A 21,005-nucleotide genomic window follows, 5' to 3' on the forward strand; every position below is an offset into this window, starting at 1 on the left:
ACAACTCCCCCGCACAAATGGGTCCCAAAAAGCAGTTGCGGTGAAATAGGGACTGTTTGACGGCCTAACAGGCTTAAACAGTCCGTATTCCACCGCAACTCATATATGGGGCGTTATTTTTGGTGGGGCAGGACCAGGTTGAGGACGACGGCGACAAGCGCGGCGACGGCAATAGAGGATCCGCCAAAGACGGTGCCGACCCATGCGGGGAATCCAGCGCCAGCAAGCGCGCCGGCCGTGCGCTCAATGCCCGTGCCAAAGGCGATAGAGAGACCCATGAGCGTGGTATCGCGCTGAGACAGGCCGTGGCGGGCAAACATGACCACACCGTTCATGCCAATGGTCGCGAACACGCCGATCGTGGCGCCGCCGATGACCGGCTGCGGAATGGACGTGAGCACTGCCGCGCACTTGGGCAGCAGGCCCGCGATGAGCAAGATGGCGGCGGCAAGCGTAAAGACCATGCGGTTGACGACCTTGTTCTCGGCGATAATGCCCACATTCTGGCCAAAGGTTGCCGTGGGGACGCCGCCCAAAAAGCCTGACAGCATACCGACCAGGCCGTTGGCGATCAGGCCACCCGAGATCTAGCTATCGGTCGCAGGGGTATCGAGCGCAGCGGACGACACGGCGGCAAATTCGCCCATGACCTGTACTGCGTTGACAATGGCGACAACGCCCACAACGGCGCACGCGGCCGGGTCGAACACAAGGCGATGGGCGCCCAGGGCCGGCGGGGCGAACCAGCTGGCGGTCGCGATGGCCGAGAAATCGACCGTGCCCAACACCGCAGCCAAAACAAAGCCCGCGCAGATACCGGCCAGGATGCTGCCCAGCCTAAGCGCGCCCTTGCCGTAGTTGCCGGCCACAAAGGTGACGACAAACGTCACGAGCGCGACGGCCCAGTTGGTGACACTGCCGAAATCGGCAGCGCCCTCCCCGCCCGCCATAGAAGCCACAGCGACCGGGCACAGAGACAGGCCGATCACAAAGATGACGGTACCGAGCACCGGGGCCGGAAACAGAAAACTCACGCGCCTAAACAGTAGGCCGAAGAGCGCGACGAGCGCGCCGCCGATTACCTGGGCGCCCAGCACGGCCTCAAAACCAAGCTCAAGACCGACTGCCTTGAGCGCCGGCACGAAGGTAAAGCTCGCACCCATCACAATGGGCAGGCCCGAACCGACGACACCTTTTATGGGAAACTGTTGAAGGAAAATGTCAAGCGCCGAGAGGACGAGCGACGCCTGGATGACGGCGGCCTCCTCCTGAGGGGTAAAGCCGCAGACCGACGCAATGATGATGGCGGGCGTGACGATACCCGCGAATGCCGCCAGCACATGCTGCAGCGCATGGGGCAATACCTGCACAAACGAAACTTTTCCCGTTCGCTCGAACAGGGCATCCCCTGCTGCCGACTCTGCCATTTGCGCCTCCCATACCCTAGGCAGCGGCCCCATGCCGCTCAACGGTCGAACATTATAGGGCATATGGCGCAGGTAGCATTTTGACCCGTATGCGACAGAGGGCTGGGGTAGCTAATTTGGGACGGGGCTAGCGCTTGCGGGGGACGAGTTTGGTGCGGCGCAGGTGGATCATCTCGGCGGCGATGGAGATGGCGATTTCCTCGGGGTCCTCGGCCTCGATGGCGACACCGATCGGCAGGTGCAGCTCGTCGATTTGCTCCTGCGTAAAGCCCTCCTGCTCCAAGCGGGCGCACACAAAGGCCGTCTTGCGGCGCGAGCCCAAGCAGCCCAGATAGGCGGGTTTGGCGCGCATGGCCTGAATCACCACGTCGATATCGGACTTGTGACCCGCCGTGGCGACGACCACCAGGTCGCGCGGGCCGATGGGACACAGCTCGCTCAGGTTCTTATAATCGACCAGACGACGGTCGTAGACGCCGGGCACCCATTCGGGGGTCAACGTGCCGGGGCGGTCGTCGCAAGCCACGACGGCAAAGCCTGCCGCCGTGAGCACCCGCGCCGTCGCAGCGCCCACGTGGCCGCAGCCAAAGATATAGGTCAGGCCCTCGGGGCAGAGCGTCTCGATGTGCGCCGGGGGAATCTCGGAGGCGGCGTTGGTGTAGGTGACCTTACTCCCCTCCTCCACCAGCGAAAGCTCGGGGCAGCCGGCAATGGTATGGCGCGATGTCTCGCCATGGTACTCAACCACATCGCCCTCGAGCGCGCTCGCGATAAACGGCTCAAAGTCGATGACGAAGTCGCCGATGCGCCGATAGGCCAAGACGTCGGCAACCGACTGGAACAACGGTGCCTGAGTCGCATCCAAATGCAGGTAGCACAGGCAGATGGCTCCGCCGCAGATCATGCCGGTATCGGAGTTCTCGCCGCCCATGGTGTAGCGGACCAGACGCGACTGTCCCGCGCTCAGGAGCTCGCGCGCCTCATCCAGCGCAAAGAGCTCAATCTTGCCGCCGCCGATAGTGCCCGCCTGGCTGCCATCGGCAAAGACGGCCATCCAGGCGCCCACACCGCGCGGGGACGACCCCGCCGTACCGGCCACGACCACCAGCTCGCACGTCTCGCCAGCACGCAGGGCGGCAAGCGCCGCATTCACAACATCGAGCTTTTCCATTGCCGCCTTCTATCCTCTAAAGACATCGGTGAGCATAGCGAGTGCCTCGAGCACGCCGCCGCCGACCGACGTCGCTTTGTCCGAAATGTAGTTGATATAGCTGGCATCGCCGCGCGGGTCGACATCGGCGCATTTAAAGCCCTCAGTCACCTGCACGCCGTTCGCCAAAAGCCCGCGCAGACAGCCATCGATCTGCGTGCACATGGGCGTATCGCCCGCGTAGCCAATCACGTCTCCGGCGCTCACGATGTCGCCGATTGCGCGGTCGGACCGAAACACGCCGGCGGCGGGGCTGTGGATAACACGTTCCTTGCCATAGCCGGCGATAATGCCCGGCACGCCCGTGTTGGGCTGGGGCGAACCTTGGGTAATGACACGGCCGAGAAAATGCCCGCGCATGGTCTCGACCACGGCGTCGCAGTCAACCGGCGCGGTAAAGCCCGGCCCCACAGCGATGACGGCAGGCGCCATGTCGCGCGTGGTGCCCAAGTTGCGCTTAGCCAAAATCGCGTCGACCACAGCCGCGGGTTTCAGCTCGCCGAGCATCTTGGCCTGAGGGTCCACCACAACGGCGACGTCTCCAGCCTCGGAAATCGCAAGCGCCTCAGCCGGCGTCTGTGCCAAGCGAGCGCGAATGCCTTCGACCTCGACCTCGCCCAGGCGAATGGCCTCGCAAAAACAGATTGTGCGACGGATGCACGTGGGAACCGCGATATCGGCCATAACGACCGACACGCCGGAGCGCACCAAGCGAGCGGCGACGCCCGTGGCGATATCGCCGGCGCCGCGAACATAAACGAGCATTCCCGGGGCACCTCCCTGTGCTACGGTTTGAGCAGAGCAAAAGCGGTTCGACCGCTACTCTGATGATTATTTATTATCACAGTATTATACGGCGGTGAACAGATGGAAACGGTTAGCGGCAATCTTGCCTCGGCGCTCAGGATCGAGCCGGGCATTACCGCGATTATCGGCAGCGGCGGCAAGTCGACGTTGCTGAAGACGCTGGGTCTTGAGCTCATGCGCGCTGGCGGCCGCGTGCTCCTCTGCACCACCACGCATATGTTTCCCGTCGCCGGCGTGCCATGGGACGGGTCGAATCGTCGCCTGGACGCCGCGCCTTGGAAGCCGGGCGCCGCGCATGTCCCCGGTTGCACCTGCGAGGCCTGCACGGGCCTTGTGCACGGAAGCATCTGCCAGGCAGGCGTCTTGGACCCGGAGACAGGCAAGCTCTCCGCCCCCGCCGAGCCGCTCGGCGAGCTGGCACGGCGCTTTAACTATGTGTTGGCCGAGGCAGATGGCAGCAAGCGACTCCCGCTCAAGGCGCATGCCGCCTGGGAGCCGGTAATTCCCGCCGCCACGGCAAACGTTGTCTGGGTCGTCGGCGCCTCGGGGCTGGGCAAGCCCGTCGCCGAGGTTGTCCACCGCCCCGAGCTCTTCTGCGAGCGCTGCGGCTGCGAGCCTACCGACATCGCCACGCCCGAGCGCGTCGCCCAGGTGCTCAATGCCGAGATGCAGATGCTGAACCTAAACAATGCCCGTATCATGCTCAACCAAGTCGACACGCTTGCCGATCCAACGATGGCAGATCGCTTCGAGGCGGCCCTCGGCCGCTCCCTCATCGCCACCAGCCTCAAGGGGTAGCTAAAAGAGCCCCGTCCCAAATTAGCTACCCCGGCGGTCTTCCCGTTAGCGGGGCACGTAGCGGCCGGGTTGGGCTCCGGTGGGCTCGCCGTCGCGCGCAGCCAGCACGCCGTTCACAAACACGGCCTTGGCGCGGCCGTGTGCCTCAAAGCCCTCGAGCGGCGTATAGTCCACGGCCTGATGCTGCGTCGCCGCGCGAATGGTCCAGCGCGCCTTGGGATCCCACACGCACACGTCGGCATCGGCGCCCTCGGCAAGACAGCCCTTGCGCGGATACATGCCAAAAACGCGCGCCGGATTCTCGCTCATCAAGCGGCACAGATCCTCGGGACCCAGCTGTCCCTCAAAGCTCGTGGCAATCGCAACGGGACGATGCTCCACGCCGGGCCCGCCGTTGGGAATCGCGCGGAAATCATCGCGTCCTCGGTCCTTTTGCCCGTGCAGGTTAAAGCTGCAATGATCGGTCGCAATAGTATCGATCTCGCCAGCCACAAGCGCCTCGCGCAGCGCGGCACGGTCACCGGCATGGCGCAGCGGCGGGCTCATCACGTACTTGGCGCCCGCAAAGCCGTCCTCGCCCTGCTCCAGATAGCAGGTGTCGTCGAGCATCAGATACTGAGGGCATGTCTCGACATAGATGTTCTTCTGCCCGCGCGCTTTGGCAGCGCGAATGGCCTCGAGCCCCAGCTTGGTCGAAAGGTGCACCACGTTGACCGGAGCGTCCCCGGCCAAGTGCGCCAGATACAGCAGGCGGCTCACGGCCTCGGCCTCACACACGTCCGGACGGCTGAGCGCATGGCCCTCGGGCCCGTGGATACCCTGCTCAAACACGCGCTTCTGCAGCGCGTTGACCAACGTGCCGTTCTCGCAATGCACGCACAGGATACCGCCCACGCGCTTGAGCTCCTCCAGCACCTCGAACGTCTCGGCATCGTCCAGGCGCAGATGGTCGTAGGCAAAGTAGGTCTTAAACGACGACACGCCCGCCTCGCGCATGGCCGAAAGATCGGCGCGGTTGCGCTCATTCCACTCGGCAAGCGCCATATGGAAGGCATAGTTGGCGGTGCAGGTGCCGTCGGCGCGATGATGCCACTCGACCAAGGCATCGGGCATGGTCACGCCGCGATCGGCCGTCGCGTAGTCCACAATGGTCGTCGTGCCGCCGCAGGCAGCCGCGCGCGTGCCGGTCTCAAAGCTATCGGCCGTCCAATCCATGCCAGTCCAGCACTGCATGTGCGTGTGGCCGTCGATAAAGCCGGGAAACACCCAACAGTCGGTGGCGTCCTCGACGGTATCGCCCTCGCCCGGCTCGATTGCCGCGGCAATCCGCACAATCTTGTCGCCCTCCATGGCAAGATCGGCGCGGCGAAGCCCCTGGGGCGTCACGAGTGCGCCGTTTTTGATGATGATCATAATTGCTCCTTATTGATTGATGCAGTTGGCCACGCGATCAAAATACGAGCAGGCGGCGATATGCTCCGTTATGCGTCGCTGTCCCTTGACGGTATCGACGTCCCACAGCTCGTAGGCACGCGCCTCGACCAGCACCACGTCGGTACGGTCCTTGAGGATCGAACCGCCGCCGTCCTTACCCCCAAGACACATAAGTGCATCGAACAGTTCCGCCGGAAAGAGCACCGGGCTCGAAGGCTCACCGTTGCACGCAAGACGCACCGGATGCTTGCGGCCACGCTCGTCAAATGCACGAACCATAGCCTCAAAAGAATCTGAACTCACGAGCGGCTGGTCGCCCGGCAAAAAGAGGCAACCTTTCCAGTTGCGTTCGACTCCCCACGAAAGGCCCGCACGGACGCTTTCGCTGCGCAGCTCGCCATCGTGCAGCACGCACGGGCAATGCTTGTCCTCGCAAATCTGAGCGACCTCGGGCCAACGCGTCGAAACCACAACGTCAAAGCCCCGGGGAACCGAATCAATGGTCCGGGCAATCAGCGGCTCGCCATAGATATCGGCGAGCATCTTGTTAGAGCCAAATCGCTTGCCCTCGCCCGAAGCCATAATGACGCAACCAAGTTTCATGGCGATACCTCCCCTGAAACCATCGTACCCATAACTCGCGTCGCGGGGCATCTACATCGAAAGCGCTTATCCCGCACGCCCACGATGCAAAAAGGGGCACCCCGCCGGTTGGCAGAGCGCCCCCTTTACATGGCTTACCTCAACCCAGCTTTAGGCCTGGAACCAACGGGCGGTGCTGCGCTCGTCGAGGGCCTTGAGGGTAGCGGCGGGATCGGCAACCTTCTGCAGGAACATCATGGCTGCGATGGCGTACGGCTTGTAGCTGGCCTCCTTGTACATGCCCACGCGGTGCATGTCGAAGACGTCGGCGTTAACCTCGCCGTGCTCGCAGGAGACACCGGAGATGTCGGCGGGCAGCGGGTGCATAAAGATGGTGTCCTGACCGTTGGCAGTCTTCTCCATGAGCTCGGTCGTGGAGCACCAGTCCTGATGGGTGGCGTTCTGGGCGAGCAGCTCCTTCTCGAGTGCAGCGATGCCGGCGTCGTCGCCCTCGGCGTACAGGTTGGTGCGCTTCTCCATGGCGGCAAACGGAGCCCAGCTCTTCGGGATCACGATGTCGGCGCCCTCGAAGGCCTCGGCCATGGTGTTGACCTGCTTAAAGGTGGTGCCGGACTCGGCGGCATAACCCTTGGCGCGCTCGACGACCTCGGGCATGAGGTCGTAGCCCTCGGGGTGGGCCAAGGTGACGTCCATGCCAAAACGGGGCAGCAGGCTGATCAGCGACTGCGGGCAGGACAGCGGCTTGCCGTAAGAGGGCGAGTAGGCCCAGGTGACGGCAACCTTTTTGCCCTTGAGGTTCTCAAGACCGCCAAACTCGTTGATGAGGTAGAGCATGTCGGCAGAGGACTGCGTGGGGTGATCGGAGTCGGACTGCAGGGAGATGAGCGTGGGACGGTGATCCAGAACGCCGTCCTCGTAGGCCTGCTGGACAGACTCGGAGACCTCGGCCATGTAGGCGTCGCCCTTGCCGATGTACATGTCGTCGCGGATGCCGATGACGTCGGCCATGAAGGAGATCATGGTAGCGGTCTCGCGGACGGTCTCGCCGTGAGCGATCTGGGACTTCTTCTCGTCCAGGTCCTGCAGCTCAAGACCGAGCAGGTTGGCTGCCTTAGAGAAGGAGAAGCGCGTACGGGTGGAGTTGTCACGGAACAGGGAGACGGCCAGACCCGAATCGAAGATCTTGGACGAAACGTTGTTCTCGCGCAGCTCGCGCAGGGCGTCGGCGACGATGTAGAGCGCCTTGAGCTCATCGGTGGTCTTATCCCAGGTGTGCAGGAAGTCGCTGCCGTACATGCCCTTAAAATCGAGGCCGTTCAGCTGCTCGACGAGCTCGGTAAACTTGGCGTCCATGTAAATATCCTTTCCAAAGATGAAACGATTGCAATGAGTAGATGTGCTCCGGCATGCGCGTGTGGCTAGAACATGCAGAGCACTATGACGAGGACCCGCTACCGTTGAGGAAGCATGGGAGATAACGACCGCGGGCCCCAAGTCAACAGGGGGTGCCGGGGACACGAGCTGTCCCCGGCTCAACAAGATCGAGGAATGGGACTAATCGATCTTGTTGTTGGTCAGACCGGCGCGGAACACGGTGGCGTCGCCATCGGCCTGGCTCGGATCGTAGAGGTTCAGGGCAGCCACATACATGGCGGCAGCGGTGACCAGGTCGTCCTTGTAGGTGACCTCGTTGGGAGCGTGAGCCTGAGACTCGGCACCCGGGCCGAAGCCGACGCAGGGGATGCCATAGCGGCCCTGGATGGAAACGCAGTTCGTGGAGAAGGTCCACTTGTCGCACAGCGGACGACCGGTGCGCTTGTCCATGCTGGGCTCGCAGCCGATGCGCTCGTCACCGAACATGGCCTTGTGGGCGTCGACGAGGGCCTTGACGTGCGGAGCGGTCTCCTTGTTGATCCACGTGGGGAAGTAAGCCTCGGTCTCGTAAACCTCGCCGGTCCAGGACGGACGGTCGTACATGTACATGGAGACCTTCACGTCGTCGCCGTACTTCTTGGCGGCCGGCAGGTTGCGAATCTCGTCCAGGCAGGACTCCCAGGTCTCACCGGCGGTCATGCGACGGTCGATGGAGATGGCACAGGAGTCGGCCACGGCGCAACGGCTGGGGCTGGTGTAGAAGATCTGGCTGACGGTGCAGGTGCCGCGGCCCAGGAAGCGGGCGTCCTCGAAGTGCTCGGGGTTGTACTTGGGGTCGAGCATCTTGACGAGGCCCTTGATGTCGGTCGACTCGTCACAGCCGTTGTTGTTGAGGGCGCGGACGTCGGCGATGATGTCGGCCATCTTGTAGATGGCGTTGTCGCCGCGGTCGGGAGCGGAGCCGTGGCAGGAGGTGCCGTGAACGTCGACGCGGATCTCCATGCGGCCGCGGTGACCGCGATAGATGCCGCCGTCGGTGGGCTCGGTGGAAATGACGAACTCGGGCTTAATGCCGTCCTTGTTGTAGATGTACTGCCAGCACATGCCGTCGCAGTCCTCTTCCTGGACGGTGCCGACGACCATGATCTTGTAGCCCTCGGGGATGAGGCCCATGTCCTTCATCATCTTGGCAGCGTAGGTAGCAGAAGCCATGCCACCCTCCTGGTCGGAGCCGCCGCGGCCGTAGATGATCTCGTCGGTCTCGTAGCCCTCATAGGGATCGGCATCCCAGTTCTCGATGTTGCCGATGCCGACGGTGTCGATGTGGGAGTCGATGGCGATGATCTTGTCGCCCTCGCCCATAAAGCCCATAACGTTGCCCAGGCCGTCGACCTTGACCTCGTCATAGCCAAGGCTCTCCATCTCGGCCTTGATGCAAGCGACAACCTCACCCTCCTCGCAGGACTCAGAGGGATGGGAGATCATAGCGCGCAGGAAGCGAGTCATATCAGCACGATGAGACTCAGCCGCAGCCTTAATGGCATCAAAATCGAGTTCTTTAGTCATAACAGTCAACCTTTCTACAAGGGTTTACCTACAGGTAGATATTTCAGATAGATCACTTGTGCCAAGCGGCGTGAGGTTGAGCACCCCACAAGCAAGTAACCATAGGAGGCGGACGGAGGACTTTGCTCCGTCGCGAGTTCCGCACGAGCCGGAGAGCACTTAATGTGCTCTCCGTGCGAGCAGGACTGTCCGAGCAGGGAGTAAAGTCCTCCGGCTGCCTCCGGACAGGTCAGTCTGCTAGCAGGTCGGATACTCGCCCTCCCAGACGATGCGACGGTACTGATCCGGATCGGTGTCGCCCTCGGTGGAGAAGCAGAGCACGGAGCTCGTCTTGTCCAGGCCGATGAGCTCCTTGAGCTCGGCGTACTCGGGATCGAGCATAAGGGTCTCGACCAGACCGGTGGTCACGGCGCCGGACTCGCCGGAGATAACGCGCGGGTCGCCCTTCTCGGGAGCGCCCAGGGTGCGCATGCCGCGAGCGGTGACCCAGTCGGGGCAGGACACGAAGGCGGTGGTGTGGTTGCGCAGGATATCCCAACCCAGAATGTTGGGCTCGCCGCAGCACAGACCGGCCATGATGGAGGGCATGTCGCCGTCCACGATGCGCGGGTCGCCGTCGCCGGCGGCAGCGCCCTTGTACAGGCAGGCGGCCGGTGCGCACTCGACCACGACGAAGGTGGGCGGGTTATCGGGATACAGGTTGGTGAAGTAGCCCACCACGGCGCCGGCGAGCGAGCCTACGCCAGCCTGGACAAAGACGTGCGTCGGGCGGTTGATGGCCATCTCGCGCAGCTGCTCGGCAGCCTCGGAAGCCATGGTGCCGTAGCCCTCCATGATCCAGGACGGGATCTTCTCGTAGCCCTCCCAGGCGGTGTCCTGAACGATGACGCCGCGCTCGCAGGCGTCGGCCTCGGCGGCGGCCATGCGCACGCACTCGTCGTAGTTGACCTCTTCGATGGTCACCGTGGCGCCCTCGGCGGCAATGTTATCGAAGCGGGGCTTGGTGGAACCCTTGGGCATGTGCACGACGGCCTTCTGGCCCAGCTTGTTGGCAGCCCATGCCACGCCGCGGCCATGGTTGCCGTCGGTGGCGGTAAAGAAGGTAGCCTGGCCAAAGTCCTCGGCCAGCTGATCGGAGGTCAGGTAATCGAAGGTGCAGTCGGCAACGTCCTTGCCGGTCTCGTCGGCAATGTAGTTGGCCATGGCAAACGATCCGCCCAGGACCTTAAAGGCGTTGAGGCCAAAGCGGTAGCTCTCGTCCTTAACGCACAGGTTGGACAGGCCCAGGCGCGCGGCCTGGCCATCCAGGCGGGCAAGCGGAGTGACGGTGTACTGGGGGAACGACTGGTGGAAGGCGCGGGCCTTCTTCACGTGGTCGAGGCTCATGATTCCCAAGTGCTTATCATCGCTCTTGGGCATCGTGTTGCCCGCCCACTGGATCTTATCGGCCATACGGTGAACTCCTTAAGTTCTCTCTTGCCGGCCCCCGCATACGCGTTTCAGCCCGATCCCATTCACACGGCTGAACTTTTATGTGGATGCCAAACAAAAAGTTTGTTAGCACTGTTCTATCACACTTTTTGATTGGAAAACCTAACAAATTGTTTGTTGCCGTAATCGGTACCTTTTCGCCGCCGAACGGTCACATAACACAGCGACGCTTTCGTTATTTGCGAACAAGTGGGGTTTATGGCACAGTGAGCCCAAACTAATTTTTAGGAAGGCACCCATGACCCCCGCACAGATTGAGTTCTACAAGCGCCTTGCACACGGCCTGGCGCTCCAATTTGGCCCCAACTGCGAAGTCGTCGTCCACGACCTGGAGACCGAGGACGTGGACCGCTCCATCGTAGTGATCGAAAACGGCCACGTCAGCGGGCGCAAACTGGGTGACGGCCCCAGCCATATCGTGTTTGAGTCCATGCACGAGGGCACCGCCGACGTGCACGACCGCAAGCCGTACCTCACCAAAACCGCCGATGGCAAGCTGCTCAAGTCCTCGACGATCTTTATCCGCAACGATGAGGGCAAGCCTGTCGGCATTTTGGGCATCAACTTTGACATTACGCTTATGAAGGCTTTTGAGCGTTCGCTCGACGCCTTTACCGGCACCGGCGGCACGGGCTATACCGAACCCGAGCCCATTACCAAGAACATCGGCGACCTGCTCGAAGACCTGCTGCACGAGTGCGAGCAGTTTGTGGGCAAGCCCGCGGCACTCATGACCAAAGACGAGCGCATTCGTGCCATTGGCTACCTCGACCGTCGCGGCGCCTTCCTCATTTCCAAGTCGAGCGAACGCGCCTGCGAGTTCTTTGGCATCTCCAAGTACAGCTTCTATAGCTACCTCAATGAGGCCAAGGCGGCGGCCGACGACAAGTAGGCACTCGCCTAGATTGTCCCTCCCCTTTTGGGCGCGAGTTCTGGAAAGCTCGAATCCAAGACCGAGCCGCTTGGGAAGTTCCATATAATCGATGTCATTAGTATTTCGAAAGGGTGGAACAGAATGGCGTTGAGCAAGGCATCATGCACCGGTCGCGGATTGATTCCGGCAATTGGTGGACATGTGCACCGCATGTTCGATGAGGGTGAAGACGACCTGTTTTCGCTGAGCCTTGACGACGTGATGGATGATCGCCCGTGGACCGCCGACGAACTCATGGGCGGTGGGGCTCGCCCGTCAAGCCCCAATCCCGCACTTGCGCCTAAGCCCGCATCTGCGCCAACTCCTGCGCAGCCGCCTGTTTCGACGCCCGCGTCTACGCCCGCACCCATTTCGGCGCCCACGCCCACTCCCCGCCCCGCAAGCGACCCATCCGAGACGGCGGCATTTCTCGCTGCAGCGACGCAGGGCAAATCGGCCGACAGCACCGTTATGTACAGCGCCCAGCAGTTGCCTGTTCCTGCGGCACGCAAGCCTCCGGTCACAAGGCTCGATGAGCCCGTTGCCCATCAGGTTGCCTACGATTCCTGGGCTGCAGCCGATCTGGATGAGACCTCTACCGGCATGCCGGCGCTCGACGTTCCAGTTAACCCGCTTTTTGCCGCCAACACGAACGCCGCGGACTATGAGGGCGGTGCGGCATATTCCGATTATTCCGATGGCTATGCTGGCACCGATCGCATCGAGACCGAGGATTATGGCAACGCATCGAGCGATTATCTCAACGACCCGTACGCTGCCACGCCTGCACCGGAATATGACCCGGAGGCCGCGTCCGCGCCGGCGTATACCAAAAGCACGGGCGAAGAGCGCTTCGCCGATTATTACGCCGAGGAAAAGGCGCTGCGTTTCTCGGAATTTCCGCAGGGAGTCAAGGTTGCCTTTATCGCCATTGTCATTGCCCTGCTCGGCGTCATTGCGTTTGAGGGATTCCGGCTGTTCTCCGGCCCCACCCAAGCGGAGTCGGAGACCCAGCAAAAAGAGGACGATAACGAGTATCTGGACATCAACACCCTCAAGGGCGACCCCAACGACGGAGACGATGAGTAGCGAGAGCTGAAGGCGGCCGCAGGATCCCGCATCCAGCACCGGCTTCTAAGTGCTGTTTTGTCATCCAGCTACACTTTTCCGAAGTTTTAAGGTGCCTATTTCGACACTTTTCCGTACTTTTACACGGCTGATTTCGACACTTTTCCGGATGAAAGCCGAATAATCACTTGGGAAACCAACGCCGTTCACGCGTCATTTCGCAGGCGGCGCTTGATTTCTGTCCGTACACGTTGATAGACTTCCTCTTGCCCGCAAGGAGCGGGCGCATTTTATCCAGAGTCGGGGTAGAGAGTTGGCTCCACGATCCCGACGCCAACCGGCCAAGAGGCACGGTGGCCCTGCCAACATCGATGAAAGGAGTCCGTATGGACAATTTCTCCGTGCGCAGCGAGCGTAACTTCCACAACCTGATCGTCAAACCGAATCACATGCATCTTCTGGATAAGCCAAATGGCTACGCCTCGGCCATGATCAAGAGCAGCCTCTCCCACCAGATGCGCTTTACGGTGCAGGTGCTCTAGGAAGAACTCTGCGCCGCCGGCAGCCCGCACGTGCTGCAGATCAAGCTGCTTGGAGACGACTCTCGCGAGCCGTCTAGCTGGAAGCTCTTTGCTGACGGCATATGCGTTGCGGACGGATCCGGCGCCTTTGCCCGAGAGTGCTTCTGCGAGGGAGCCGAGGCATTCCTGGACCTGTGCCGCGACGCCGTACGCACGGCCGAGCTGTACTAGTGGAGCCAGAGGGAGTATGAGCTGTTGAGTGCGGCCCGCGGGATTGCGGGGGCGTAGGCAGACAGGCCAGACAGCTCGTCATACTGGTTGACGCTTCGATTCAAACAGCAGGGCGGGCTCGCGCTTACAGCCCCGCCATGCCAAACCGAATGGCGTTCTCAAAAGGCCTACCCCCTCCGCCTTCAGCTTTAGCAGCAGGTCGCCCAGCTCGGAGCACTTGCTGGAAAGGCGCGTCTGAGCTCGCTCGCCCATCCCCCACCGTTGACGGACCTCCTGGGCGCGCGGGCTCACGCGGTAGTCCCCGTCCATCATCTGCTTGAGCAGCTTGGCGGTCACGCGCGCATCGGCTAGGGCGCTGTGGGCGTGACCCGTCGACTCGTCGAACTCGATGCCAAACCACGTCGCTGCGTCACTCAAAGAGACGCACCCGTGGCTGCTCATGTCCATGATCGAGGTGTAAAACGCCTGCAGGTCGGCCCAGTCCGTAGGAAATGCGGAAAGATCGATGTGCTTTGCTTGGCACTCGATCAAAAGCTGTCGACGATCCGCCCCGCTCCAACAGACCACCTGGGCGGAGTAGCGCCCGATCCAATCGCTGAGCCTTTTGATCACCATGTAGAGCGGATCGGCCATCGCGGTGCCCACGGCCGATATCCCTGTGAGCTCGCGAACGGGGAACGCAACGCCTTCGGTAAATTCCGTCTGTACAAACTGCGAGAACTCGCCCATAACGTTGCCGTGGTAATCGAGCTTGACGGCGCCGGCCTCGATAATCTCATTGCACAGTCCACGGCGCTGACGCTGCTTTGGCACCGGCGCAAACTCAAAGTCCAGCACGATCTGGCGCGCAAAGTTCGTCGTATCGATAGCCGAGACACCCGGCATCTTTTCAGCTGACACGGTTAGGGCCTCTCTCCGTTGCTTGCCGCTCGTTTCTCGAACGGTCATATCACAGCAAGTGTAGCTGCCCGTGCGGACACAAAATTGCGCGGCGGCGCCGTTGCGGGTCCTGGAACGCATGTTCCATTTGAGGCTCTGCAGCGCATCCCATTCTGAGCGCCAATTCCGGGACGCAGTTTCCGCTCCAAACAAAAGGCCCCGGCTCGCGATGGAGCCGGGGCCAAAGGCGCAGCGTATGCAGTTGATGCTGAGCATGGACAGCCCGTCAGTAATGGCCGTCCGCGCTCTACTCTACCCGCGGTGACGAGCGCGGCTGTACGGCGTATCCACCATGGGCAGATCCGGACGCAGCTTGCCGTCGAATGCGCGGTAGGCGTTCTGCACGGCGGGCGCCGTGGGGATCGTTGCGATCTCTCCAATGCCCTTGCCGCCGTATGCCACGGGCAGCAGCTCGTCCTTCTCCACGTAGATGGCGTGGATATCCGGAATCTCGGGCGCACGGAACAGCCCGAGCGTGCCGTACCTTGCCTGGGGTACGCAGTCCTTGAGCGGCCAGTCCTCGGTCAGCGCATAGCCCATACCCATGAGCACGCCGCCTTCGATCTGACCCTGGATGGAGATGGGGTTGACCACCTTGCCGGAATCGTGTGCGGCATAGACCTCGCTCACGCGGCCGTCATCATCCAGAATGACCACATGTGTGGCAAAACCGTAGCAGATGTGGCTCTTGGGGTTGGGAACATCGGCGCCCAGCTTGTCGGTCGGCTCCAGATACACGTAGCCAAACTCGCATCCCTCGAGCGCCTTGATGGTGGCCGCAGGGTCCTGAGGATGCATACCCTGGCCGGCGACGAGTTCCTGTGTGCGCAGCTGGTAGGCGCGACCGTCGTCGTACTCGATCTTGACGCCGTCGCCATGCGCGCTCACCGGAGCGGCGGGCGCAGGCTTGCCGGCCTCGATGCCAACCATGGCGTCGCGCAGCAGGAAGGCGGCGCCGCGCACGGCCTCGCCGGTCACGACCGTCTGGCGCGAGCCAGACGTGGTGCCGGAGTCGGGAGCGTTCTCGGTGGAGCACTCGCCGTTGGCAATGCAGCTCAGCGGCAGACCGCACGCCTCGGCAACGTCCTGCAAAAAGACCGTGTTGCAGCCCTGGCCGATGTCGGACGTGGCGGCATAGACCACCGCCACGCCGTCCTCGACGCGAATCTTGCAGCGACCGGCGTCGGGCAGGCCCACGCCCACGCCGGCGTTCTTCATGGCGCAGGCGATACCGGCGTGTCCGGGATGCGCGTAATAGGCATCCTTGACCTCGAGCAGCGTCTCCTTAAGCGCCGTGGAGCAGTCGGCAATCTGGCCGTTGGGCAAAACCTCGCCCGGCTCGATGGCGTTTCTATAACGAATCTCCCACGGGTCCAGACCGACCTTCTCGGCCAGCAGGTCGATCAGGCTCTCGAGCGCAAACTCGGACTGGCACACGCCAAAGCCGCGGTACGCGCCGGCGGGCGGGTTGTTGGTGTAGTAGCCAAAGCCGCGGATGTCGGTGTTCTGGTACTTGTAGGGGCCGACGGCATGCGTGCAGGCGCGCTCGAGCACCGGGCCGCACAGCGACGCGTAGGCGCCGGTGTCAAAGTTGATCTCGCAGTCCAGACCGGTAAAGTTGCCTTCGGCGTCGCAACCCAGCGTAAAGGTGCCGTCCATGGCATGGCGCTTGGGATGGAACGCGAGCGACTCGGCACGCGTGAGCTTGCACTTCACAGGACGCTGGAGCTTATAGGCAGCAAGCGCGGCCAGGTGCTGGATCGAAACGTCCTCCTTACCGCCAAAGCCGCCGCCCACGAGCATGGTCTCGACGACCACGCGCTCGGGCTCGTTGTCCCAGCCAAACATGTGGGCACACTCTTTGCGCGTGTCGTAGGCACCCTGGTCGGTCGACTGCACCTTGACGCCGTTCTTGTACGGGAAGGCAACGGCGCACTCGGGCTCCAAGAAGGCATGCTCGGTAAAGGGCGTGGTAAAGCGCTGCGTCACGGTGAACGCGCTTTCGGCCAGCGCCTTGGCGGCGTCGCCGCGCGTCACGTGGCGGCTCTGACACACGTTGTCCTTGAGCTCCACCGTGTTGCCAAAGGCAAAGAAGCTGTCGTGCAGGCGTGGGGCGTCGGCGGCCCTGGCCTCGACAATGTTACGCACGGGCTCCAGCGGCTCGTAATCAATCTTTACGAGCTTCTTGGCCTTCTCGAGCGTCGCCTCGTCCTCGGCAACCACCAGCACAATGGCATCGCCCACGCAGCGGGTGATATCGCCCTGGGCGATCATGACGTCCCAGTCCTGGATAAGGTGGCCGACTTGGTTGACCGGCACGTCCTCGGCGCGCAGGATGCCCACCACGCCGGGCAGGGCCTCGGCCTTGGAAGTGTCGATGGAGAGCACGCGGGCGCGCGGATACTTGGAGCGCACGGCGCTGGCGTAGGTCAGACCTGGCTGATCGAGCTCGTCGATGTCGTCGGGGTACTTGCCCTCGCCGAGTACCTTCTTGCGCACGTCGATACGGAAGGCACGCTTGCCCACACCGTAGTCGTCGCCGCGCTCCAAGTCCTCGTCGATCTGCTTTTCGCCGCGGAGCACCGCAGCTGCCAGCGAAATACCCTCGATGATCTTCTTGTAGCCGGTGCAGCGGCAGACGTTGCCACGGATGGCGTACTTGATCTGCTCCTCGGTGGGCTCGGGATCCTCGGCGATGAGCGCAGCGCCCGCCATGACCATACCGGGGATGCAAAAACCGCACTGCACGGCGCCCACGGCGCCAAAGGCGTACACAAAGGCCTCGCGCACGTCCTGGGGCAGGCCCTCAACAGTCACGATGTTGCGGCCGGCGGCAAGAGCGGTGGTTAGCACGCACGCCTTGACGGCCGCGCCGTCTACATGGATGGTGCAGGTACCGCAGGCGCCCTCGGAGCAGCCGTCCTTAGCGGAATGGATGTGCAGGTCGTCGCGCAAGTAGCGGAGCAGCGGCTTGTTCTGAGTCGTCGTGCGCTCGACGCCGTTAACGGTAAAAGTGAATTCCTGTGCCATGGTGATTCCCTTCTACACGCCGGCGGCGATGCCGGTGCGGTCGTGGATGGCGCCATGCGGGCAGACGACAGCGCACATGCCACACGACAGGCAGTCCGCGCCGTCGATATGGGCGCAGTTGTCCTCGATGCGGATAGCGCTGGCAGGGCACTTTTTGGCGCACATGCCGCAACCGATGCAGCTCGTGTCGCAGATCTTGCGCGCAATGGCGCCCTTGTCGGTGTTGTTGCAGCGCACCAGAATGTTCTGGTAGCCGGGAACGAAGGCAATCACGCGCTGCGGGCACGCCATGCCGCACAGGCCACAGCCCGTGCACTTTGAGCGATCCACGCGGGCGATGCCATCGACCAGCGCAATGGCACCGTGGGGGCAGGCCGTGACGCAGGCGCCACAGCCAATGCAGCCTTCGCTGCAGCGGGCGTCGCCGCCTGCGGAGGCGCAACCGCTTCCGCAGGCAACGTAGGCCACGTTATGTTGAATGGATTTGGCCATAAGAGACTCGCCTATTTCTTAAGGAGGTACGGATAGTTGTCGCGCACAGCCCTGATGGTCAGGCGGACGGCCTCGGGAAGGCCGGTGTTGACGGCATCGACCGAGACGGTGCGGACCGTGCCGGCGACGCGGACCTTAAAGTGGTCCTCGTCCACGGCCAGGAAGCCCTCGTTCTCGGAGTTCTCCATGTCCTGCTCGCTCCAGAACAGGGTGAGCTTGTCCTTGTAGGGACGGCCCTCCTGGTAGGGGCAGAACACAGCGCAGTTGCCGCACTCGTTGCACATGCCGTCGACGTGGACGACCTGATGCTTGGCCAGGCCCGGCACCTTAATTGCCACGTTGGCGCGGTTGGGGCACACGTCGCAGCAAACCTCGCACACCGAGCCGCAGCCCAGGCAGCGGGTCTTGGTGCAGCTGCGCTTGTCGCGGCACAGCGATCCCTTGCGCTCGTAGCAGGTGTCCTCGCGACCGGCCTGCTCGTTGCAGTCGGCGTACTTGTTAAAGTCCACGCCGGCGATGGCACGGGCGACCTCGGCGGCGTCGGCGATAGCCTCGACCACGGTGGCAGGACCGCGGCGGCAGTCGCCCGCAGCCCAGACGCCCTCGACGCCGGTGGAGGTGGCGGCAAGGCGACCGCGACGGTCGTGCTCGACGCCCGCGGCATCGTACAGGCTGGCATCGATACCCTCGCCCACGGCGCAGATCACCGTGGTGGCGGAAAGCTCGACGGTCTCGCCCGTGGCGACGGGGCTGCGACGGCCGCTTGCATCCGGCTCGCCAAGCTCCATGACGTCGCAGGTCAGCACGGCGCCGTTGAGCGCCTTGGGCGCCAGCAGCTCGCAGAACTCAACGCTATCGGCAAGAGCAAGATCGAGCTCTTCCTCGTCGGCGGGCATCTGCTTCTTGGTGCGGCGATACACCAGGCGCACGTTCTTCACGCCTGCCAGGCGCTTGGCCACGCGGGCGGCGTCCATGGCGGTGTTGCCGGCACCAATGACCACGACGTCCTCGCCCAGCTCAAGCTTCTCGCCCTTCTTGGCGGCCTCGAGGAACTCCAGCACGTCGAGCTCGGCACCCTCGCCCAGGCCCGCAGAGCCGGGCATCCAGGCACCAGTGGCCACGACTACGTCGGTAAAGCCCTGGGCCTTGAGCTCGTCAATGGACTCCACGCGGGCGTTGAGCTGCACCTTGGCGCCAAAGGCCAGACAGAGCTCGGCATCGTGGGAGATATCGTCGCTCGCGATACGGAACTCGGGGATCACGTGACGGACCACGCCGCCGAGAGAGTCGCGGGCCTCGAAGATAGTGACGGGCACGCCGGCGCGCGTCAGGAAGAACGCCGTCGCCAGACCGGCCGGGCCGCCGCCGATAACGGCAACGTTGCGCTCGGCGTCGTTGGCAATGGCCTGGGCGCGCAGCTTGGGCAGCACGGCGGTCATGGCCTCGCGGGCGGCCTTGAGCTTGCTGGCGCGAATCTGGGCGCCCTCGGGCTCGTAGAATGCACGCTCGCAGGCACGGCCGCAGGGATGCGGGCAGATGGTACCGGTAATGAACGGCAGGGCGTTGCGCTCGATGATGATGTTGAGCGCGTCCTCGTAGCGGCCCTCGTCAACAGCCGCCAGATAGGCAGGGATATCCTGCTGGATGGGGCAGCTCGTACGGCACGGCGTGGTAAAGCAGTCGGAAAGCGGGCTCTTGCCGGCGACCTTGCGGTCGGGCAGCGGACGCAGCGGCTTCTTGTAGAGCGGGTTGGTGAGTGAGTCGGTCTGGATCGCGGTCACGGCCTCGAGAGAAACGCCCGCGAACGACTTGCCGTCCAGATCGGTAAACTCGCCGGCCATCTGGCTAAAGCGCTCGTAGCCACCGGGCTTGAGCACGTCGGTCGCCAGGGTAACGGGCCAAATACCGGCATCGTACAGAGCGCGGATGTTGTAGACCGTGGCACCGCCGGAGTAGCTGATGCGCAGCTTGCCATCGAACTGCTCGGTAATGCGGCGGGCGGCCTCGATGGTCAGCGAGAACAGCGAACGGCCGGACATGTACATCTCGGTGGAGGGCAGCTCGTCCCTGGTCACGTCGACGGGGAACGTGTTGGTCAGCTTGACGCCAAACTCCAGGCCGTGCTCGGCGCACAGGGCAATCAGGCGCTCGAACATGGGCACGGCGTCGGCCCACTGCAGGTCCTCGCGGAAGTGCGTGTCATCGAAGACGATGTAGTCAAAGCCCAGCTCGTTGAGGCGCTGGCGGGCAAACTCATAGCCCAGCAGCGTGGGGTTGCACTTGATGTAGGTATTGAGGCCCTTCTCGGTGATGAGGTAGGTCGCGATGCGCTCAATCTCCGCCGGCGGGCAGCCATGCAGCGTGGACTCGGTAATGGAGTTGGAGACGCGCGACGGGATGGACTCGACAAACGCGGCATCGACATGCTCAAACTTGTCCAGGTTAGCGAGCGCCCACGTGCGGCACTCGTTCCAAACCTCGGAGCCGCTGGCGTCCTTCATGCCCTCAATGTACGCATCGACCTTGGGGCTCTTAATGCCCTCCAGGTCATAACCCACGGACATGTTGAAGACAAAGCCGTCCGGGCTGCCCAGACTATACTCGCGAGCGATCAGGTGGCAGGCGAACCATGCCTTCACGTACTCGGCAAAGGCCTGCGGAACCTCGAGCTCGGTCGACCACTCGCAGTTGTAGCACTCGTCCTGCGCCACGATACAGGGTTTGTTCACACACTTGGAGAGCTCCTCGCCGTCCATAACCTGAACGGTCTTAAGCTCAAAGAAGCGGGAACCGGCCACATAGGATGCCACGATGTTCTGGGCAAGCTGCGTGTTGGGACCGGCGGCCGGGCCAAACGGAGTCTCGATGCGCTCGTCAAAAATGGGAAGCGCACCCTCCTGGTTGGTCGTGGCCATCTTGCGCACGCCAAAGATGGCGTCCTGGGTCTTGTGCTCCTCGATGATCCAGTTCATCAGCTGCGAAAACGGGATCGGCCTCATGATGTCGCTCATAATGAGCTCCTCTCTGTAACGCCCGGCGAGACCGCGCGGCGGGCGCAAATACGGTGTAGCGCTAGCACAGCGCCGGCGACCCCGCGGAGG

At 62.8% G+C, this 21,005-nt stretch carries 16 protein-coding genes, 1 pseudogene and 1 riboswitch; of the genes and pseudogenes, 5 read left to right on the top strand and 12 right to left on the bottom strand.

All coding sequences use genetic code 11. The features are described from left to right. Nucleotides 1–113 precede the first annotated feature (113 nt). The 3 genes and pseudogenes from DW024_RS10235 to yqeB form a co-directional block, all read right to left on the bottom strand. Nucleotides 114–1,490, bottom strand: a pseudogene (locus tag DW024_RS10235) (uracil-xanthine permease family protein). 64 nt (nucleotides 1,491–1,554) lie between these two features. Continuing rightward, nucleotides 1,555–2,598: an XdhC family protein gene (locus DW024_RS02225; RefSeq protein WP_089573560.1), complete on the bottom strand. Its 1,044-nt coding sequence runs from the start codon at nucleotides 2,596–2,598 to the stop codon at nucleotides 1,555–1,557. Between the two features lie 9 nt (nucleotides 2,599–2,607). Further along, nucleotides 2,608–3,402, bottom strand: a complete 795-nt coding sequence (gene yqeB / locus DW024_RS02230) for a selenium-dependent molybdenum cofactor biosynthesis protein YqeB (RefSeq protein ID WP_118376879.1) — start codon at nucleotides 3,400–3,402, stop codon at nucleotides 2,608–2,610. A gap of 102 nt (nucleotides 3,403–3,504) precedes the next feature. Here yqeB and yqeC point away from each other — a divergent pair, with 102 nt between their 5' ends. Beyond that, the gene (gene yqeC, locus DW024_RS02235; RefSeq protein ID WP_118376880.1) at nucleotides 3,505–4,242 is read left to right on the top strand and encodes a selenium cofactor biosynthesis protein YqeC; all 738 of its coding nucleotides are present in this window, start codon (nucleotides 3,505–3,507) and stop codon (nucleotides 4,240–4,242) included. A gap of 45 nt (nucleotides 4,243–4,287) precedes the next feature. On the opposite strand, the gene hydA is transcribed toward yqeC, so the two are convergent. The 5 genes from hydA to dpaL form a co-directional block, all read right to left on the bottom strand. Continuing rightward, a complete protein-coding gene (gene hydA, locus DW024_RS02240) occupies nucleotides 4,288–5,655 on the bottom strand; it encodes a dihydropyrimidinase (protein ID WP_118376881.1) in 1,368 nt (455 codons plus the stop codon). A gap of 9 nt (nucleotides 5,656–5,664) precedes the next feature. Next, nucleotides 5,665–6,279, bottom strand: a complete 615-nt coding sequence (locus DW024_RS02245) for a nucleotidyltransferase family protein (RefSeq protein WP_158563758.1) — start codon at nucleotides 6,277–6,279, stop codon at nucleotides 5,665–5,667. 150 nt (nucleotides 6,280–6,429) lie between these two features. After that, entirely contained in the window at nucleotides 6,430–7,632 is a 1,203-nt protein-coding gene (gene ygeW / locus DW024_RS02250; protein WP_117778533.1) for a knotted carbamoyltransferase YgeW, read from the bottom strand. Between the two features lie 201 nt (nucleotides 7,633–7,833). Then, a complete protein-coding gene (locus DW024_RS02255; protein WP_099432046.1) occupies nucleotides 7,834–9,219 on the bottom strand; it encodes a YgeY family selenium metabolism-linked hydrolase in 1,386 nt (461 codons plus the stop codon). 237 nt (nucleotides 9,220–9,456) lie between these two features. Further along, nucleotides 9,457–10,671, bottom strand: a complete 1,215-nt coding sequence (gene dpaL / locus DW024_RS02260; protein ID WP_117583046.1) for a diaminopropionate ammonia-lyase — start codon at nucleotides 10,669–10,671, stop codon at nucleotides 9,457–9,459. 277 nt (nucleotides 10,672–10,948) lie between these two features. On the opposite strand from dpaL, the gene DW024_RS02265 reads away from it, so the two are divergent. The 4 genes from DW024_RS02265 (at nucleotide 10,949) to DW024_RS02275 (ending at nucleotide 13,443) form a co-directional block, all read left to right on the top strand. Beyond that, nucleotides 10,949–11,602 (top strand): transcriptional regulator, encoded by a 654-nt coding sequence (locus tag DW024_RS02265; protein ID WP_118376882.1) that lies wholly within the window; start codon nucleotides 10,949–10,951, stop codon nucleotides 11,600–11,602. Nucleotides 11,603–11,725: 123 nt separating this feature from the next. After that, nucleotides 11,726–12,712: a hypothetical protein gene (locus DW024_RS02270; RefSeq protein ID WP_118376883.1), complete on the top strand. Its 987-nt coding sequence runs from the start codon at nucleotides 11,726–11,728 to the stop codon at nucleotides 12,710–12,712. A 266-nt stretch (nucleotides 12,713–12,978) separates the two neighbouring features. Further along, a riboswitch (SAM riboswitch) is annotated at nucleotides 12,979–13,069 on the top strand. A gap of 8 nt (nucleotides 13,070–13,077) precedes the next feature. After that, nucleotides 13,078–13,233, top strand: coding sequence for a hypothetical protein (locus DW024_RS10045; protein ID WP_158549261.1), 156 nt, complete (start codon nucleotides 13,078–13,080; stop codon nucleotides 13,231–13,233). Between the two features lie 30 nt (nucleotides 13,234–13,263). After that, nucleotides 13,264–13,443 carry a hypothetical protein gene (locus DW024_RS02275; protein ID WP_117639623.1) on the top strand — a complete coding sequence of 60 codons (180 nt, stop codon included), beginning with the start codon at nucleotides 13,264–13,266 and terminating at the stop codon, nucleotides 13,441–13,443. A gap of 78 nt (nucleotides 13,444–13,521) precedes the next feature. On the opposite strand, the gene DW024_RS02280 is transcribed toward DW024_RS02275, so the two are convergent. From DW024_RS02280 to ygfK, 4 genes are all read right to left on the bottom strand, one after another. Further along, nucleotides 13,522–14,343 carry a 3'-5' exonuclease gene (locus tag DW024_RS02280; protein WP_158572135.1) on the bottom strand — a complete coding sequence of 274 codons (822 nt, stop codon included), beginning with the start codon at nucleotides 14,341–14,343 and terminating at the stop codon, nucleotides 13,522–13,524. A gap of 291 nt (nucleotides 14,344–14,634) precedes the next feature. Then, a complete protein-coding gene (xdh, locus tag DW024_RS02285) occupies nucleotides 14,635–17,412 on the bottom strand; it encodes a selenium-dependent xanthine dehydrogenase (protein WP_118376885.1) in 2,778 nt (925 codons plus the stop codon). A gap of 12 nt (nucleotides 17,413–17,424) precedes the next feature. Continuing rightward, nucleotides 17,425–17,904 carry a 4Fe-4S binding protein gene (locus DW024_RS02290; RefSeq protein WP_117758825.1) on the bottom strand — a complete coding sequence of 160 codons (480 nt, stop codon included), beginning with the start codon at nucleotides 17,902–17,904 and terminating at the stop codon, nucleotides 17,425–17,427. A gap of 11 nt (nucleotides 17,905–17,915) precedes the next feature. Beyond that, a complete protein-coding gene (gene ygfK / locus DW024_RS02295; RefSeq protein WP_118376886.1) occupies nucleotides 17,916–20,915 on the bottom strand; it encodes a putative selenate reductase subunit YgfK in 3,000 nt (999 codons plus the stop codon). Nucleotides 20,916–21,005 lie beyond the last annotated feature (90 nt).

This window comes from Collinsella sp. AF37-9, from assembly GCF_003475115.1.
Lineage (GTDB): Bacteria > Actinomycetota > Coriobacteriia > Coriobacteriales > Coriobacteriaceae > Collinsella.

Coding starts and splice junctions, on each gene's coding strand:
- yqeB (WP_118376879.1), bottom strand. CDS start 3,402: ATGCTCGTTTATGTTCGCGGCGCCGGCGATATCGCCACGGGCGTCGCC.
- ygfK (WP_118376886.1), bottom strand. CDS start 20,915: ATGAGCGACATCATGAGGCCGATCCCGTTTTCGCAGCTGATGAACTGG.
- DW024_RS02270 (WP_118376883.1), top strand. CDS start 11,726: ATGGCGTTGAGCAAGGCATCATGCACCGGTCGCGGATTGATTCCGGCA.
- dpaL (WP_117583046.1), bottom strand. CDS start 10,671: ATGGCCGATAAGATCCAGTGGGCGGGCAACACGATGCCCAAGAGCGAT.
- DW024_RS02265 (WP_118376882.1), top strand. CDS start 10,949: ATGACCCCCGCACAGATTGAGTTCTACAAGCGCCTTGCACACGGCCTG.
- DW024_RS02225 (WP_089573560.1), bottom strand. CDS start 2,598: ATGGAAAAGCTCGATGTTGTGAATGCGGCGCTTGCCGCCCTGCGTGCT.
- DW024_RS02245 (WP_158563758.1), bottom strand. CDS start 6,279: ATGAAACTTGGTTGCGTCATTATGGCTTCGGGCGAGGGCAAGCGATTT.
- xdh (WP_118376885.1), bottom strand. CDS start 17,412: ATGGCACAGGAATTCACTTTTACCGTTAACGGCGTCGAGCGCACGACG.
- hydA (WP_118376881.1), bottom strand. CDS start 5,655: ATGATCATCATCAAAAACGGCGCACTCGTGACGCCCCAGGGGCTTCGC.
- DW024_RS02255 (WP_099432046.1), bottom strand. CDS start 9,219: ATGACTAAAGAACTCGATTTTGATGCCATTAAGGCTGCGGCTGAGTCT.
- yqeC (WP_118376880.1), top strand. CDS start 3,505: ATGGAAACGGTTAGCGGCAATCTTGCCTCGGCGCTCAGGATCGAGCCG.
- DW024_RS10045 (WP_158549261.1), top strand. CDS start 13,078: ATGGACAATTTCTCCGTGCGCAGCGAGCGTAACTTCCACAACCTGATC.
- DW024_RS02290 (WP_117758825.1), bottom strand. CDS start 17,904: ATGGCCAAATCCATTCAACATAACGTGGCCTACGTTGCCTGCGGAAGC.
- ygeW (WP_117778533.1), bottom strand. CDS start 7,632: ATGGACGCCAAGTTTACCGAGCTCGTCGAGCAGCTGAACGGCCTCGAT.